Genomic DNA, 18,006 nt, shown 5'->3' with positions numbered 1-18,006 from the left:
GCGAGTTGATGCTTGCAGGCTAAATCGTTGCGGCCACAACGGGCAGAACAGCTGCCGTATGGGCGGGCGCATGGGATTCGGCCGGTAAAATCAGGTGCTCGGGAACCGGCCGCGCCCACTTCCTTGCAGCCCAGTAATACAGGGCTGCAGGCACGACCAGGCCGATGATCCAGGAGATATCGGTGCCGCCCAGGCTATCCACCAGCGGGCCGGTGTAAAAATGGGTCGACATAAAAGGCATTTGAATCAGCACGCCAAACACATAGACGCTCAAGCCAACCCGGTTCCAGCGGCCATATCGACCCTCGGGGTTGGACAGCGCCGGGATGTCGTAGCGCTCTTTGGTGATGCAGTAGAAATCCACCAGGTTGATCGCGCTCCATGGCGTGAAAAACGCCAGCAGAAACAGGATAAAAGCGGAGAAATCCTTGAGGAACGAGTCTTTGCCCAACAGTGCCAGGGTGGTGGCCATGGCGACCATCACCAGGATGTAGAGCAAGCGCACACCACTGGGAATCCGCCGGCTGCCGCGAAAGCCGCTGACGATGGTGGCGATGGACATGAAACTGCCGTAGGCATTGAGTGTGGTGATCGTCACCTTGCCGAAGGCCACGGCGAAATACAGCAACGCCGCCACAATGCCGGTGCCGCCCAGTCCGACAATGAATGACACTTCGTGATGAGCGAATTGCGAGCCTGCCAGAGCGGCAGCCAGCACGCCGAACACCATGGCAATCTGGGCGCCGACGACAGAACCCAGACTGATGGCCCAAAAGGTTTTGACCGGCGAAGTCTTGCTCGGCAGGTAGCGCGAGTAATCCGCCACATAAGGGCCAAACGCAATTTGCCAGGAGGCGGACAGCGAGATCGCCAGCAAAAAGCTGCTGATGGAGAAATGCTTGTTGGCCAGCAACGCACCGATGTCATTGCCTGCCAGCAGCTTGTAGAACAGATAGATGAAGGCAATCACCCCCAGCACACTGGCGACCCGGCCAATGCCGTGAATCACCCGGTAGCCGAAGATGGTCAGGACGACGATAAAGCCGGCAAAGGCGACAATGCCGACCCAGTCCTCAACCTGCAGCAACTGGGCAATCGCCTGCCCGGCCAGCAGCGAGCCGCTGGCCGAAAACCCGATGTACATCAGGCACACCAGCACCAGCGGCACCACCGCGCCATACACCCCGAACTGCACACGGCTGGAAATCATCTGCGGCAGACCCAGTTGCGGCCCCTGGGCACCGTGCAGCGCCATCACCGCGCCGCCCAGCACCTGTCCGACAAACAGGCCGATCAGCGACCAGAACACATCGCCGCCCAGCACTACGGCCAGCGCGCCCGTCACGATTGCCGTGATCTGCAGGTTGGCGCCCAGCCACAGCGTGAACTGGCTAAAGAGCCGACCATGACGTTCGGATTCGGGGATGTAGTCGATCGAACGTTTTTCGATCAGCGGCGATGCGCCTGCACGATCATCATTAACAGCCATGTGCCCCACCTCAAATAAAGGAAAACGGGATGTGCTCTGAATTCGCAGTTCCTGTGGGAGCTGGACAGCCAGCCCCCACAGTTTTTGGTGCCAGCCGGGTTAGCCGTTAATCATCGGCAAGTTAAGGCCTTGTTCATTGGCGCAGTCGATGGCGATGTCGTAGCCGGCATCGGCATGGCGCATCACGCCGGTGGCCGGGTCGTTATGCAACACGCGGGCAATGCGTTCGGCCGCTTCGTCGGTGCCGTCACACACAATCACCATCCCCGAGTGCTGCGAGAAGCCCATGCCTACGCCGCCGCCGTGGTGCAAGGACACCCAGGTCGCGCCGCTGGCGGTGTTGAGCAAGGCGTTGAGCAGTGGCCAGTCGGATACGGCATCCGAACCATCTTTCATCGATTCGGTTTCGCGGTTCGGGCTTGATACCGAACCGGAGTCCAGGTGATCGCGACCGATCACGATCGGCGCTTTCAACTCGCCGCTACGCACCATTTCGTTGAACGCCAGACCCAGCTTGGCGCGCTGACCCAGGCCGACCCAGCAGATACGTGCCGGCAGACCCTGGAAGCTGATGCGTTCGCGCGCCATGTCCAGCCAGTTATGCAGGTGGGCATCGTCAGCGATCAGTTCTTTGACCTTGGCATCGGTTTTGTAGATGTCTTCAGGATCGCCCGACAGAGCAACCCAACGGAACGGGCCTACACCGCGGCAGAACAATGGGCGGATGTACGCCGGCACGAAACCCGGGAAGTCGAAGGCGTTTTCGACGCCGACTTCTTTGGCCATCTGACGGATGTTGTTGCCGTAGTCGAAGGTTGGAATGCCGGCCTTCTGGAACGCCAGCATGGCTTCAACATGTTCGCCCATCGAAGCCTTGGCGGCTTTGACCACGGCAGCCGGATCGGTCACGGCGCGGTCGCGGTACTGCTCCCAGGTCCAGCCTTTTGGCAGGTAACCGTTGAGCGGGTCGTGGGCGCTGGTCTGGTCGGTGACCATGTCCGGGCGCACACCACGACGGACCATTTCCGGCAGCAGTTCGGCAGCGTTGCCGCACAGGGCGATGGAGATGGCCTTGCCTTCAGCGGTGTATTTCGCGATACGGGCCAGTGCGTCATCCAGATCGGCGGCTTGCTCGTCGACATAGCGCGTGGCCAGACGGAAGTCGATGCGGCTTTGCTGGCACTCGATGTTCAACGAGCAGGCGCCGGCCAGGGTAGCGGCCAGTGGCTGCGCCCCGCCCATGCCGCCCAGGCCTGCGGTCAATACCCACTTGCCTTTGAGGCTGCCGTTGTAATGCTGGCGACCGGCCTCGACGAAGGTCTCGTAGGTGCCCTGAACGATGCCCTGGCTGCCGATGTAGATCCAGCTGCCGGCGGTCATCTGGCCGTACATGGCCAGGCCTTTGGCGTCGAGTTCGTTGAAGTGTTCCCAGGTGGCCCAGTGCGGTACCAGGTTGGAGTTGGCGATCAGTACCCGCGGCGCGTTGCTGTGGGTCTTGAACACGCCGACCGGCTTGCCCGATTGCACCAGCAAGGTTTCATCGTCATTGAGGTTGGTCAGGCTTTCGACGATTTTGTCGTAGCACTCCCAGTTACGCGCTGCCCGCCCAATACCGCCATACACCACCAGCTCGGTCGGGTTCTCGGCCACTTGCGGGTCGAGGTTGTTCATCAACATCCGCAGCGGCGCTTCAGTCATCCAGCTTTTAGCAGTGAGCTGGGTACCACGGGCAGCGCGGATTTCACCCTCACGATGACGGGTGAACGCAGCAGGCGATTTAGGGGTAGTTGAAGTCACGGGTAACTCCTCAGCGATGGGCAGATGCGTCGGGGGACAAGAGGGCCGACGCACACTTATGTACTTGTACATACAAGCATATGCAAGTAAGCGGCCAAGGTGAGCTATCAGCCCGTGAAATTTAAGCGCACGCCGCTGCAAGGCTTGAAAATCAAGGCCATGAGACATGAAGGATTTTTTTGGAAGGGGTGAGAGGTAAAGCGAAGGGATGTTACTGGAGCGGGGTTTTGCGTCTTTTTGGGGCGTTCGGTAACAAGATGGGGCGCAGCAATAACCTTAACCCTGTAGGAGCGAGCTTGCTCGCGAGCTCTTAAATGCGGCCACCAAAAGCTCGCGAGCTAGCTCGCTCCTACAGGTAGCGGGTTAGATCCCGCACAACTCAATCACGCAGCAGCGACCGGTCACAGTGATTTCCAGCAACTCACTATTGTCGTTGAGCTGAAGACAGTCATAACGCCCAAGCTGTTCGTGGCGAGTGTTACCCACGCAGACACTGACGTGCTCATCAGCACCGAAAACCAGCAGGGTCCGGGCCGAGCTGAAGAAACGCAGCGGTGTTGTCGCTTGCAGCCATTGCAGACGGGCGGTGTAGCGATCAGGCGCATAGATCAGATTGAAGTCGCGGATTGGCCCGTCAATCAAGGTACAGCTGACCGTGCTTTGACCTTTGAACGCGTAGGCATCGAACGGTAACAATGCCCGGGTACTCGCGCCATCGACCTGCAGGCTCATGCCTGCACCTTGCAGCACGCTGATAATCCGCTGGTAGCCGTCGAAACGGGAAAACCCGCCCGACTCACCGATATCCGCAATGGACAGGCGCCAGCCAAAGCCTTCAAGGCCTTCGCCTGCGTCACGGGTAATTTCTTCGGTGCTGCCGCCGCCGTTTTTCCACGGCATGCGCGGGTAATCAACAGCGCGTAATACGTTCAACTCATTCATTTACTGAAGCGTCCTTCCAGGCGATGGCGGGAACCGGGGTGGATCAACCGGGCGGCGGTAACAGGCTGACGGCCCGACCAGGTACGGCGGCGGATCAGCAGGCACGGCTCGCCGGGCTCGATTTGCAGCAATTGGCACTCTTTGGGATCAGCCAGAATCGCTTCGACTATGTGCTCGCCCTCGGTCAGGGGGGCGACCTGGGACAGATAGGCGTAGGGCGTTTGCAACGTGAAGTCTTGCTTCAAGTAATCCGGCGCCACCTGGGCATTTACGAAACGGTCCTCAATTTGCACGGCAATTTCGTTTTCGTAATGCACGATCAATGAGTGAAACACCTTCTGCCCTTCGCGCATGTCGAGTACGGCGGCGCGCTCTGAACCGGCGAGCTCTTCACCCAGGCTGATGACCTTGCACGAATGCTTATGCCCGCGAGCAGCGATTTCATCGGCAATGTTATTCACTTCAAACAAGGCCGACTGGGTTTTGGGCTCGGCCACAAAGGTGCCGACACCTTGCATGCGCACCAGCAAGCCGTCGGCGGTCATTTCACGCAGCGCACGGTTGATGGTCATACGGCTAAAGCCCAACTGGCTGACCAGCTCGCTTTCAGAAGGCACGCGGTAATGGGCAGGCCAGTTACCACTCTGGATTTGCTGAGTGATCATCTGCTTAACACGGGCGTATAGCGGGGCCGGACTATCGCCCATGTGGGCGGCCAGCGGGGACACGACAGGCGGAGTCGACACAGGCAATCCTTGTTTATGAGTTAGGGGGGTTAGATTGCCGGAGTTTACCGAGCAGGCAAACGTCTGTATATGTATATACAAATAACAAACCATGGGATGCCGAACCAATGTCCGTCTTCTTTGCCGAGCGTGCGCTGTTACCCACAGGCTGGGCTGCCAATGTCCGAATCGAGGTAGGTGCCGATGGCCGCCTGACCAGCATGCGGGCCAATGCCGACGCGCAAGACGCCGAACGCTTGAGCGGCCCGCTGTTGCCGGGCATGCCGAACCTGCACTCTCACGCGTTCCAGCGTGCCATGGCCGGGCTGGCCGAAGTGGCGGGCAATCCTGATGACAGCTTCTGGACGTGGCGCGACCTGATGTATCGGCTGGTCGGCAAAATCAGCCCCGAGCAGCTCGGCGTCATTGCCCGCCAGCTGTATATCGAAATGCTCAAGGCCGGCTACACCTCGGTCGCCGAGTTTCATTACGTGCACCACGACCTCGCCGGCCAGCCCTATGCCAATCCGGCAGAGCTGGCGCTGCGCATCAGCGAAGCGGCACGTTCGACCGGTATTGGCCTGACCCTGCTCCCCGTGCTGTACAGCCACGCCGGTTTTGGCGGCCAGGCGCCCAATGACGGGCAGCGCCGTTTTATCAACAGTACCGAGCAGTACCTGAAGCTGCAGCAACAGTTAAAACCGCTGCTGGCGCAACAACCGGCACAGGCTTTGGGCCTGTGTTTTCACTCGTTACGTGCCGTAACCCCCGAACAGATCCACGAAGTGCTGGCTGCCAGCGACAAGACCTGCCCGGTGCATATCCATATCGCCGAGCAGCAAAAGGAAGTCGACGACTGCCTGGTCTGGAGCGGCAAACGCCCTATCCAGTGGCTGTATGACAACGTAGAGGTTGATCAGCGCTGGTGCCTGGTCCATGCCACCCACGCCGATGCTGATGAAGTGGGCCGGATGGCACAAAGCAAAGCCGTGGCAGGTCTGTGCCTGACCACTGAAGCCAATCTGGGTGACGGTATTTTTCCGGCGGTGGACTACCTTGCCCGGGGCGGGCGCCTGGGGATTGGCTCGGACAGTCATGTGTCATTGAGCGTGGTCGAAGAATTGCGCTGGCTGGAATACAGCCAGCGTTTGCGTGACCAGCGCCGCAACCGGCTGTATCGCGCTGATCAGCCCATGGTCGGGCGCACCTTGTACGACGCGGCCCTCGCAGGTGGCGCACAGGCGATGGGCCAGCCGGTTGCAGGTCTGGCCGTAGGCCAGCGCGCCGACTGGCTGGTGCTCGACGGCAATGACCCCTACCTGGCCACTGCCCGGGACGACGCCATTCTCAACCGCTGGTTGTTTGCCGGTGGTGACCGTCAGGTGCGCGACGTACTGGTGAATGGCCAGTGGGTGGTCCGTAACGGCCATCATGCCGATGAAGAAGCCAGTTGCCGCGACTTCACCCGGGTATTACGCGAGCTCTTGGACTGAACCACATCCGTAGGAGCGAGCTTGCTCGCGAGCGGTTAAAAGCTCGCGAGGCAAGCTCGCTCCTACAGTGATCCAGCGCCCGGAGATCGCTGGTTGTTAGTTGCCGCGACTTTACCCGGGTATTACGCAAGCTCTTGGACTGACCCACATTCTGTAGGAGCGAGCTTGCCTCGCGAGCGGTTAAAAGCTCGCTCCTACAGTGATCCGACGCCTTGATGTTGCGCGGCCCATTCCCGTACTTCGGCATAGGGGTAGTTTTCCAACGCCGCAAACCCCGGAATCGCCCGCGCTTTCATCTTGGTAAACAACGGCACGCTGATCCCGCATAAAAACCGGGTCAGGCGTTCCGGCGGGGGATAACTTGCGGTGAATTCCTGGTGCCTGTGGATAAAAGCACTACACAGAGCTTCGAAGTTTTTATCCACAAGCGGCGACAACTTGGGAGGCTCAGGCAAGTGCGCAACCTGCCCGGCACACACCGAACAATGCCCGCACTGATGTGGCGCCTGTTCGTCGCCGAAGTAATGCGCCAGGCGATAACTCAGGCAGGTGTCGCTGGCGAACAATGCCAGCATGGCGTGAATGCGCACGATCTCGCCGCGCTCATGGGCCGTGAAATATTCATGCAATTCCAGGCTCAGCGCCTCGGCATCGAAATCTGTCACCAGCAGGCTGTAGACCTCGGTCATCTGCTTGCTTTCAAGCTCGATCCAGCCTTTTTCCTGAAAGTAATCCAGCGCTTTGACCACCCGGTTACGGTCGGCCCGATGCTGGCTGTACAGCATGTCGAAATTGACCGTGGCCCAGGTCCGGGCGCGACTGGAGGTCTGGATAATGGCCGACACAAACTGCTGGCGCTCGCCCTCGAATCTGGCCAGCAGTGCATCGGGCTCAATCAGGAACTTGAATCGATACTCGGCGAAATAGGCATAGCGCGGTGCAATCAGGCCACGCAATTCCAGTTGCACCAGCAGGGTCTTGAGCGGTAGCTGACGGATATTGCTCTGATCGGCCAAAGGCCCCAGCAAGAATTCCCACTGCCCTTCAGGGATGGAGGCACGCAGCTCTTCCAGCACACAGCGAATGCCCTGCAACTCGGGTGTGTCGCCGTACACAAAATTTTCCAGCACGTTGAGACTGTCGCGATTGGCCAGGACCAGACAATCCGATGGCTGGCCATCGCGCCCGGCACGACCGATTTCCTGGCTGTAGTTTTCGATCGACTTGGGCAAGTCGAAGTGCACCACGTTACGAATGTCGCTTTTATCGATGCCCATGCCAAAGGCAATGGTGGCCACGATGCAATTCAATTGCCCGCCCATGAACTGACGCTGAATGCCCTCACGCTGATCGTGGGGCAAACCGGCGTGATAAGCGTTGGCGCTGATCCCGTTCTGGTTCAGATGCGCGGCGATCTGCTCGGCGGTCTTTTGCAAGGTGACATACACAATGCTCGGCTGGCCGATGCGTTCGCCCATCCATTGCACCAGGCGCTGGCGCTTGGCGGCCCCGGTGACCGGCTCGACCCACAGGTTGAGGTTGGCGCGATAGAAGCCGGTGGTGATGACATCCTCCTCGGCAATCGCAAATTTGGCCTGCATGTCGGCAATCACGTTGGGCGTGGCCGTTGCTGTGAGCAGCAAGGCTTGCGGGATGTTGAACTGGCGCTGGTAGTCCGGGAGCTTCAGGTAGTCCGGTCGGAAGTTATGCCCCCACTCGGAAATACAGTGCGCCTCGTCCACCACCAGCAATGAAATCGGCACCTGCTGCAAAAAGTTTCGAAAACGCTCGTTCTTCAGGCGCTCCACCGAAATCATCAGGATTTTCAATTCACCCGCTTTGGCCCGGGCCATGACGGCGCTGGCGTCATCACGGCTCTGCGCCGAGTCAATGCTGGCGGCTGCAATGCCATGGCGTTGCAAAAACGCCAGCTGGTCCTGCATCAGCGCCAGCAGGGGCGATACCACCAGCGTCAGGTGCGGCAACAACAAGGCGGGAAGCTGGTAGCACAGCGACTTGCCCGACCCCGTCGGGAAAATCGCGGCCGCCGAACGCCCGGCCAGCACGGCACTGATCGCCGCCTCTTGCCCGGCACGAAACTGTGGATAACCGAAAACCTGTTCCAGGGTGTTGTGCATCACTGTCACTCCATTGACCGTCGCAAAGCGCAAAACACTAACGCGGACTTTGCAGACGATCGAAAAAAGGCAGCAGGTTTAACGCCACAAATTGATACAGAGAAAACCTGCACACCCAAACAAAACCGCAGACATTAACACGCTTGACCGGCACTACCGCTCGCACTGTCGCGACGGATCAGCTGCCCCTGGATATTTAACAACGATGGACCTTCACATGCCTCAAGCGCTACCCAAACCTCCGTTTAAACAATCCTGTTCCATGCTGCAACGCACCACCCTGCTGCTCCTCCCCGCGCTGCTTCTGGGCTGCGCCACAGCGGGGGCTCCTCCAGCCAGGGAACTCGATACAAGCCCGTTTGAAACAACCGAATACCGTGCCCAAAAAGCTCTTGCGGTGGTTAAAGCCTCGACGCTCTATGCCCGGGGCGGCACCGGCCAGAACGTCAAGGTTGCCCTGATTGATTCGGGCATTAACGACACCCTTCCCGAGTTCCAGGGGCGCATCGCCGACCCCGGTCATGACTTCGTACTCAAGCGCCCCGGCACCCTCGACATCAAGGGTCACGGGACCCAAATGGCGGGCATTCTGGCCGCCAACAAAGACGAAAAAGGCATGCATGGCATGGCCTTCAACGCCCAACTGATCCCTATGCGCTTTGGCGACGACAAGGAGCCGTTCTACTTCGACTCTGAAATCGCTCAGGCGTGGCAACTCAGTTATGACAAGGGCGCACGGATAATCAGCAACTCATGGGCCAACCCGATAGAAGCCAACACCAATGAACCCATTATTTATGAACGCTTGATGGGCGACTCGCTGGAGGCTGCCAAAAAGCTGGTAGCGGACGGTGCCGTTTTCGTATTTTCCACCGGCAATGAAGTCAAACGTGAACCCCTTGCCGAGCCGGGCCTGCCAGCCCTGTTTCCAGAACTGGAACAGGGCTGGATTGCTGTCATGGCCCTCAAGAGCGACGGCACCGCCATCAACCAGAAGTCCAACTACTGCGGCCTGGCGGCACGCTGGTGTATTGCGTTACCCGGGGGCGACAGCGGGGATGGCTTGCTCACCACACAGCAGGACGGCAGCTATGGACCGACCATAGGAACCTCACCTGCCGCGGCACTGGTCAGTGGTGCCTTGGCAGCCCTGCAAAGCCGTTACCCGCAGATGACTGCACAACAGTTGCGCGAGCGCTTGCTCAGCACTGCCAATCGCAGCGGCATCTATGCCAACAGTGAGGCCTACGGCCAAGGCTTGATGGATCTGGAGGCAGCTTCGCGCCCGGACCATTAGTAGTGAAGACAACGGCTCACGTCGAAATTTGATCCATCCTTTTGATTTTTCAGTCCTGTCGGCCGCTGTAAAGTGCTTTGCAGCGGCCACTTCTGCATTACACGCGCACCTCCCCTGCGTTTGCCAACAAATGTCGACGTGCCATCCACAGGTTCGACAGGGCTTTTTTTGTCACAACACCGCCTACAACACAGGCTCATTGTTAGCCTCAAGCCAGCGACTCTATTTTGCTACCCCTTTGCAGCGAGCCAAGGAGTAGCAAACATGACTGACCCTTCTGAGCACATTCCCGACACCCAATCCGCCGCCAGCTTGCTAAGCACCGGCGACGTATTTTCCGGCGCCTACAACTTCATGAGCAGCATCAGTGCCGGGGTCGATCCACGCACCGGCATGTTTTCGGCCTCGATAACTCTGCCTACCGGGGCCGCCAACGATTTACGCGGCCCGATCAGCCAATTGCGCCTGGGCTACAGCCCCTTGATGACTGAAGACCAGGGCTTTGGTCTGGGCTGGATGCTCGGCACCACGTCCTGGGACGGGGCCAGTCAGCAGTTGCAGCTCAATTCCGGCGAGCGTTTTCGTGGGGAGATTGTTGGTCAGAGCATGCGCTTCCCGGACGTTCGCTTGCCGGTGGTGACGGTCACGGTGCAGCGTCAGGAGATGTGGGTGCGGCATAACGACGGTACCTCCGAGCGCCTGATTCCATTGGCCGGGCATCCGAGCCTTTGGGTGGTCAGCACCCTGGTGGGGGCCGATGGCAGTGCCCTGAGTTTTGACTGGCGCTCCATCGGTAACGCCGCTTACTTGCAAAAGGTCAGCGATGCCCAGGGTCGAACCGTGGTGGCGTTGGCCTACGAGGGTCAGCAAACCCATCTGACCCTGCAGCCGGATACCCCCTCGCAGATGGTGATGACTTTTCAGCGCATCTCCGGGCAGTTGCGCCGGGTGACGGTGGACGGGCTTCCCGACAATGGTTGGCAATTTGACTACAGCACCGCGAGCTCGGGGTTGTTGCTGTTGAGCAAATGCACCCAGCCCACCGGTAGCACCGAGGAAGTGACTTACAGCGAGGCCAACGGTTTATACCTGCCTGCGGGTGCACCGTTCCCACGAATGCCGGTAGTCAGCCAGACCCGCAAGGATCCGGGCGACGGCCAGCCGGTGCAGTTGGTTCGGTATGACTACGGCCTTTATGGTTCCAACAATTATTTCGGCTGGCCGGTAGTGCGGCAGTGGCGCAACCGTGAGGACAATCTTTACCACCTGACCGGGGGCGGCGATTTTCTTTATGGCTCTACCGAAACCTTGATGGATGCTCGGGGTACGACTCTGCAGACCATCAGCCGCACCTTTAACCGTTTCCATCTGCTGACCCGCGAACGCACGTTACAGGGCCAGACGATGCAGGAAACCCAGACCACCTATTACGACGAACCCTGGCTGCCCATTGCCCGGCAAGTGCCTTACTTCCAGTTCCCGCACAAGGTGATCACTCGCAAGGCGCATTTGGACGGGCAGCGGGTGTTGCGTGAATTGGGTACCGAGGAAGAGACCCGCTATGACGAGCTGGGCAATCCGGTGTGGCACCGCAATGCATTGGGTGGCATTGAAGCGTCGGAGTACTACCCGGTCAGTGGTGAGACCGACCATTGCCCGGCCGATCCGCTGGGTCGCATCACCCGTCTGAAAAGTCGCACCGCAAGCCCGCCACCCGGCACTGAGGGCCCGGTCAAACAGACTCGATACCTTTATCAATCATTGCCGGTACGGCAGGATGCGCCGGCGTTTGCCTTGCCGACTTTCGTCCAGAGCAGTGAAGAACGCTTGTTGCTGGTGGAAGGTGAAAACCTGACTGAACTGGTGCATTCCAGCCAGACCTTTATCGTTGATCCGGCCTCGCCCCATCACGCTCGCCTGCTCAGTGAAACCGAGACTGTTCAGGGTAAAAGTACGACCCGGGTCTACAGCTACACCCTCACTCAGGCCACTAACGCCCGCTCTCTTGAACGTGCCGTGTTGCAGGAAAACGTAACGGTCACTGGGCACGACGGGCACTCATCTGTATCCCAGTCCTCACAGGATCTGTACTCAGGCCTGATGGTCACCGAGCAGACCGATGAACAGATGCGCATCGCCTTTGCCCACGATGCCCTGGGCCGTGTAGTACAAGAAGTCGCCGCCCCGAATTCGGCTTTCGAAGCCGCGGTCAACTGGGCCTATTCGTTGTCAGCGAACGAGCGCTGCCAGACCCGAATCGGCGCTTCCGGGCGTAAGGAAACGGTCTGGCTGGATGGTATGGGCCGGGAAATTCGTCGAGAAAAACAGACCGACAGCGGTCAGACCTATACCGCCTGGACCGGCGAATATGACGTGTTGGGCCGGGTATTTCGTGAGATCAGCTGCGACCCCGGTAACGAAGACACTCCGGCCCTGAGCCTGACCACCGAACGAACCTTTGACGACTGGGGCAATGTGCTGACCGAAACGTCGGCGGACGGCGTCACCCAGCACACTCTGGCCGACCCGGTAGCGCTGATCGGAACCAGCTGGCAAACCGACGCCAATGGCGTGGCCGGGGCCAAAACCGTGACTACCCATACCCTCGATGGACGCCCTCTTAAAGAAGAACTCTATTGCGCCGACGGCGTGCTGCAGCACGAGCAGAGCTGGAGCTACGACGGGCTGGGTCGCTGCATCAGCCAGTCCGATTCAATGGGCCGCGAGACCTTGCAGGAATGGGATGTGCGGGATCGACTGGTATCGACCACGCTGCCCGATGGCAGTGTGATCAAGCGTACCTATGCCGAAGGGCATGACGGTGAATTACCGGCCACGGTCTCTATCACTCATGCTTCTTTGGGCAGCCATGAAGTGGTATTGGGCGAACGCCAATACGACGGTCTGGGCCGACTGGTGTGGGAAAAGGTCGGCCAGAGTGTCTCTGAATGGCAATACGCCGAAGGACAAATCCACGCCCATACCCAGACCTTGCCCGATGGCACCCAGGTCCTGACCGAACGTCAGCCGGAACTGGGTGGAGCATTGCTATCGATGCAGGCACCGGGCATCAGCGTGTTCAATAAATATGATCCGCTCAGTGGCCGTTTGCTGGAGTCGCAAGGGAATCTGGGGCAACAGAATGATCACTGGTCCCCGTCGGGCTTGCTGACCAAGGCCGATTACGCCTGGCAAGGTGATCAACCGCGCTCGCAGCAGCAAACCACCACGCCATCGGGCAAGGTCACGCGTCTGACCGATGCTGACGGCGCGGAACAGCGCTGCCAGTACGATGGGTTTGGACGATTGAGTCAGCAGCAAGGTCCCGACGTTACTGTCACCGTCACCTACGATGCGGCGTCGCGGATTCACCAGCAGCGCACCCAATCCCGTGATGGCTCGCGTGACATGACCGTAGCCCTGGGCTACGACAGCCTCGGCCGCCCGGCCCGCCGCACTACCGACACCCGCACCCCGTCCGGGCAGCAGGTGGAAGTGCAAACCCAACAGTGGCGCCAAGACGGCAAGCTCACCCAACGTGAACTGAGTCGTGACGGTGTTCTGGTACGCAGTGAGACCTTCGATTACGACATTCGTGGCCGCATGATTGCCCATCGCCTTACAGGCCCATCGTTACCAGAAGACGCCCACGGCAAACCCTACCGCCAACAACACTTCCAGTACGACGCTCTCGATAACGTTCGACGTCTGGAAACCGTCTTTGCTGACGGCAGCGCCAACAATGTCAGCGTATTCGGCTACAACCCTTCCGACCTTACCCAGCTGATTAGCATCAGCCACAGCCGACCCGATTACCCGGCACCGGTAACCCTGGAGTACGACGCGCTGGGCAATCTCAAGCGCGACGAGCGCGGCAATCCACTGCACTACGACGCCCTAGGCCGACTCATCGGAGTAACACTGCCCACAGGCCAGCGTCGTTGGCACTACGGCCCGGGCGGCAACATCATCAAGACCGAGGACGCTGGCGGTCCACGTTGGCGCTACCACACCGGCGGCCACCTCAGCTGCGAGGTCGGTGAAAGCACCCAAACCCGCTGGGTCCGTGCCGGAAATGTTCCGGTGGCCGAAAGCCGACTGGCCTCTGCTGTGCGCGAAGTCATGCTGCTGGGCACCGATGCCCAGGGTTCAGTAACTACGGAGGCCAAAGACCAAATCCAGACCCCGGTCTACGGTGCCTACGGCCAAAGCACAACCGGAGCCAGCCGACTGGGCTACGCCGGCGCCTTGCGTGAACAAGACACCGGCTGGTATTTCCTCGGCGACTACCGGATCTACAACCCGGTGCTGATGCGTTTTCACAGCCGTGACAGCCTCAGCCCTTTCGGGGAAGGCGGTCTTAATGGCTATGCCTACTGCGCCGGCGACCCGGTGAACCGCATCGACCCGTCGGGCCATGCGTGGACCGACTGGCTGTTACCGGCAGCGGGGCTCGTGCTGGGCATGATCGGCACCGTAGCGTCACTGGGTGCTTTGGCGGCGCCTGCCGCAGCCCTGACCGCCAGCTATATGGTGGCGGTGACCACTGCGACCCTGAGTGTGGTGTCACTGGCCGCAGACGTCGCCTCCATAGTCTTGCTGACCAGCGGCAATGAAAACGCCGGGCGGATTCTGGGCTATGTGGGCATGGCCACGGGCCTGGCATCGGCGGCGCCGTCGATTGCCAGTGCCGCTGCCAAAAACGTCAAAGCATTCGGCATGCGCGTGGGCCGCGGGCAGTACAAGCTGCAACATGCAGGGGGTGTTCCCGGGGGAGGCAGGGCATTTCCTGGAAGGGCTCAACGAGTGGGAGCCGAGATGCCACCCATGCGCAATACGGACTTTTCCATGATGCTCGAGCAAACACCGATCCGAGAGAGTTTCTTGCCGCACTTGTCGCGCGGTGATTTGCAAAATATAGGGCAAACCAACTCAGCCAACATGGCCTCTGTTTATCGAGAGGGGACATCCACTGCTCCCGTGCCACTAGAGCTGCCTTTCAGGGGAACCTCCGGTCTGGTTAATGGGCAAATACAGGAATTCGGTTATCCGGTTATTGCCAACCCCCACTATGTCAATGAAGTAAGGCAGACCATTTCCGGCACTCATCCCAAGTATTACCCTTGGCAGATCGGTGAAGCGGGTATCGAGAACCCGAGCCAGTTAAGGATCATAGACCGTCCGGTTTTCGAAGACTACGCTGCGCAGAGACTCGCCGGGGATGAACCTTTCCGGTGGGGGCTCATGAGTTTCGACTCGGATTTTCGGTGGTTTTCACAACGGGGGGAGATAGCGCACAGAGGATGGAACTGCCGGATTCTCTGACGCCTTTAACGTATCCAGCCGTCTGACTTCACCGATAGCCCGCAAAAATCTGAACCCTATTCGGGACGGAACACGATGCACAAAAAAGCCGCCTTTTCAGGCGGCTTTTTCGTGGATCAAATTACTGACCGCAGGCTTACAGCTTAGGGCCGGCAGCCTTGATCGCGTCGCTGACGTCGAACTTCTTGAAGTTCTCTACGAACAGGCCGGCCAAGGCTTTGGCAGCTTCGTCGTAGGCAGCTTTGTCTGCCCAGGTGTTACGCGGGTTGAGCAGAACAGTGTCAACGCCCGGTACGGCCAATGGCACGTCGAGGTTGATGGTGTCCAGGTGCTCGGTTTCTGCGCCGATCAGAGCACCGCTCTGGATCGCTGCAATCACGCCACGGGTGGTCGGGATGTTGAAACGCTTGCCTACGCCGTAACCGCCGCCGGTCCAACCGGTGTTAACCAGGTAGACCTTGGAGCCGAAACCACGGATACGCTTGATCAGCAGCTCTGCGTATTCGCCAGCCGGACGCGGGAAGAATGGCGCACCGAAGCAGGTGGAGAAGGTCGACTTGATGCCGCTGCCCGAACCCATTTCAGTCGAACCCACCAATGCGGTGTAGCCGGACAGGAAGTGGTAAGCCGCCTGTTCTTCGCTGAGGATCGAAACCGGTGGCAGCACGCCAGTCAGGTCGCAGGTCAGGAAGATCACAGCGTTTGGCTCGCCGCCCAGGTTTTTCTCGGAACGCTTGGCAACGTGCTCCAGCGGGTAGGCGGCACGGCTGTTCTGGGTCAGGCTGACGTCGGCGTAGTCAGGGTGCTTGGCATCGTCCAGTACAACGTTTTCCAGCACGGCACCGTGCTTGATGGCTTTCCAGATAACCGGCTCGTTCTTCTCGGACAGGTCGATGCACTTGGCATAGCAACCGCCTTCGATGTTGAACACTACGCCCTCGCCCCAACCGTGTTCGTCGTCACCGATCAGGTAACGGCTTTCATCGGCCGACAAGGTGGTTTTACCGGTGCCGGACAGGCCGAAGAACAGGGTCACGTCGCCCGCTTCGCCGATGTTGGCGGCGCAGTGCATCGGCAGTACGTCGGCAGCAGGCAACAGGAAGTTCTGTACCGAGAACATGGCTTTTTTCATTTCACCGGCGTAACGCATACCGGCGATCAACACTTTTTTCTGGGCAAAGTTGAGGATCACACAACCGTCGGAGTTGGTGCCGTCACGCTCAGGCACGCATTCGAAGTTGGCCACGTTGAGCACTTGCCACTCTTCACGACCGGCCGGGTTGTACTGAGCCGGGTTGATGAACAGGCAACGACCGAACAGGTTCTGCCAGGCAGTCTGGGTGGTCATTTTCACGGCCAGGTAGTGGTCTTCGGAAGCACCTACATGAACGTGGGAAACGAAATGTTCTTGCGCGTTGTTAAACGCCTCGACGCGGTCCCACAGAGCATCAAACTTGTCAGCCGGGAACTTGCGGTTGATCGGCCCCCAGGCAATGGCATCCTGAGTAGTCGGCTCTTCAACGATGAAGCGGTCAGCTGGCGAACGGCCTGTACGATGGCCAGTTGTAACCGCCAGTGCACCATTGTCGGCAAGCTCGCCTTCACCACGGCTCAGGGCTTCTTTGACCAGATCGTCGATGCTCAGATCGGTGTACACGGCGTTATTAGCTTGCGTCATGAGGTTCCCCGTCGGCCATTGGCCGAGTGCGCCAAACGTTTTGTAGTAGAAAAGTTTGCACTACTACCGCGAAAAAAGTGGGGCGGATTATGCCAGAAATGCCCAAAAAAAGTAGGGCCCACCTGTCAGAACCGCGCAAGAACGGGGTTTGACAGGTGTTTCACCTGGGCTGAAACGTTTTAGTGATGAGTGTCGGAGGGCGACTTTACACCGGCACCGGAGAACAATTGATCCACATCGGCAGCATCAAACAGGTAGCGCTCATTGCAAAACTGGCAGTCAATTTCGATATGGCCGCCATGTTCAGCTACAAGATTTTGCGCATCTTCAAGGCCCAGACTGGTCAATGCATTGCCCGAACGTTCACGCGAGCAGCTGCATTTGAACTCAACCGTTTCATCATCAAACAGGCGCACGGTTTCTTCGTGGTAAAGACGATGCAGGATGGTTTCGTTATCCAGACCCAACAACTCTTCAGCCTTGAGGGTGTCGCCCAGCGCCAGCAATGTGTTCCAGCTGTCGACGCGCTCTTCTTCATCTTTAATTTTGTCGCCCGGCAGTTGCTGCAGGAACATGCCGCGCGCACGCTTGCCATCAGCGACCAGCCAGAAGCGGGTCGGCACTTGCTCGGACATTACAAAATAGTTGGTGAAACAGTCAGCCAGGGTGTCGCCGTTCAGATCCACGATGCCCTGATAGCGTTTGCCAACGGTCGGGTCGATAGTGATGGCCAATACGCCGTTGGGCAGCAGGTCTGCAAGGGTCGCATCCGGCGCAATCCGCTCGGCGTCAAAACGGGCAATACCGCGAATTTCACGGTCGCTGGTGCACTCGATCATCAACAACGGCACCGGACCTTCGGAGCGCGCTTGCAGGCTCAGAAGACCATCGATTTTCTGGTTGCCCACCAGCAACGCAGCCGCCGCCATCAGTTCGCCCAACAACTGCTGGACCGGCAATGGATAAGCATGCTTGGCCAATACTTCGGCGTAGCTGTGCTCCAGCGAAGCCAGCTCGCCGCGGGCATCGCAGGTGTCAAACATGAAGCGTTGGGTGGCATCGGTTTTGTTTAAGTCGGACATAGGAATAGGATTCTAAAAGTGGTTACTAAATGTGTTCGCA

General features: G+C 59.1%; 10 protein-coding genes. 3 read left to right on the top strand and 7 right to left on the bottom strand.

Features of this window, described 5'->3' with window-relative positions; translation table 11 throughout:
• Positions 1-19: 19 nt before the first annotated feature.
• From ACP7BO_RS14665 to hutC, 4 genes are all read right to left on the bottom strand, one after another.
• The gene (locus ACP7BO_RS14665) at positions 20-1,489 is read right to left on the bottom strand and encodes a purine-cytosine permease family protein (RefSeq protein WP_397455146.1); all 1,470 of its coding nucleotides are present in this window, start codon (positions 1,487-1,489) and stop codon (positions 20-22) included.
• 99 nt (positions 1,490-1,588) lie between these two features.
• Positions 1,589-3,286 (bottom strand): urocanate hydratase, encoded by a 1,698-nt coding sequence (gene hutU / locus ACP7BO_RS14660; protein ID WP_060696039.1) that lies wholly within the window; start codon positions 3,284-3,286, stop codon positions 1,589-1,591.
• Between the two features lie 363 nt (positions 3,287-3,649).
• Positions 3,650-4,228 (bottom strand): HutD/Ves family protein, encoded by a 579-nt coding sequence (locus tag ACP7BO_RS14655; protein WP_426211122.1) that lies wholly within the window; start codon positions 4,226-4,228, stop codon positions 3,650-3,652.
• Positions 4,225-4,935 carry a histidine utilization repressor gene (hutC, locus tag ACP7BO_RS14650; protein WP_171970595.1) on the bottom strand — a complete coding sequence of 237 codons (711 nt, stop codon included), beginning with the start codon at positions 4,933-4,935 and terminating at the stop codon, positions 4,225-4,227. The genes ACP7BO_RS14655 and hutC overlap by 4 nt, the downstream gene beginning before the upstream one ends.
• Before the next feature lie 146 nt (positions 4,936-5,081).
• On the opposite strand from hutC, the gene ACP7BO_RS14645 reads away from it, so the two are divergent.
• A complete protein-coding gene (locus ACP7BO_RS14645) occupies positions 5,082-6,446 on the top strand; it encodes a formimidoylglutamate deiminase (RefSeq protein ID WP_426211120.1) in 1,365 nt (454 codons plus the stop codon).
• A gap of 194 nt (positions 6,447-6,640) precedes the next feature.
• On the opposite strand, the gene ACP7BO_RS14640 is transcribed toward ACP7BO_RS14645, so the two are convergent.
• Entirely contained in the window at positions 6,641-8,584 is a 1,944-nt protein-coding gene (locus ACP7BO_RS14640) for a RecQ family ATP-dependent DNA helicase (protein WP_426211118.1), read from the bottom strand.
• Between the two features lie 262 nt (positions 8,585-8,846).
• Between ACP7BO_RS14640 and ACP7BO_RS14635 the strand changes: the two genes are divergently transcribed.
• Positions 8,847-9,881 (top strand): S8 family peptidase, encoded by a 1,035-nt coding sequence (locus tag ACP7BO_RS14635; RefSeq protein WP_426211401.1) that lies wholly within the window; start codon positions 8,847-8,849, stop codon positions 9,879-9,881.
• A 264-nt stretch (positions 9,882-10,145) separates the two neighbouring features.
• Positions 10,146-15,206, top strand: coding sequence for an RHS repeat-associated core domain-containing protein (locus ACP7BO_RS14630; protein ID WP_426211116.1), 5,061 nt, complete (start codon positions 10,146-10,148; stop codon positions 15,204-15,206).
• Between the two features lie 136 nt (positions 15,207-15,342).
• Here the strand turns inward: ACP7BO_RS14630 and ACP7BO_RS14625 are convergent, their stop codons facing one another.
• Entirely contained in the window at positions 15,343-16,884 is a 1,542-nt protein-coding gene (locus ACP7BO_RS14625; protein WP_060696051.1) for a phosphoenolpyruvate carboxykinase, read from the bottom strand.
• Between the two features lie 179 nt (positions 16,885-17,063).
• Positions 17,064-17,966 (bottom strand): Hsp33 family molecular chaperone HslO, encoded by a 903-nt coding sequence (hslO, locus tag ACP7BO_RS14620; RefSeq protein WP_426211114.1) that lies wholly within the window; start codon positions 17,964-17,966, stop codon positions 17,064-17,066.
• Positions 17,967-18,006: the final 40 nt, after the last annotated feature.

Source organism: Pseudomonas sp. TWR2-1-1 (assembly GCF_049897045.1).
Taxonomy (GTDB): Bacteria; Pseudomonadota; Gammaproteobacteria; order Pseudomonadales; family Pseudomonadaceae; genus Aquipseudomonas; species Aquipseudomonas versuta.
This window is presented reverse-complemented; position numbering and strand designations above follow the sequence as displayed.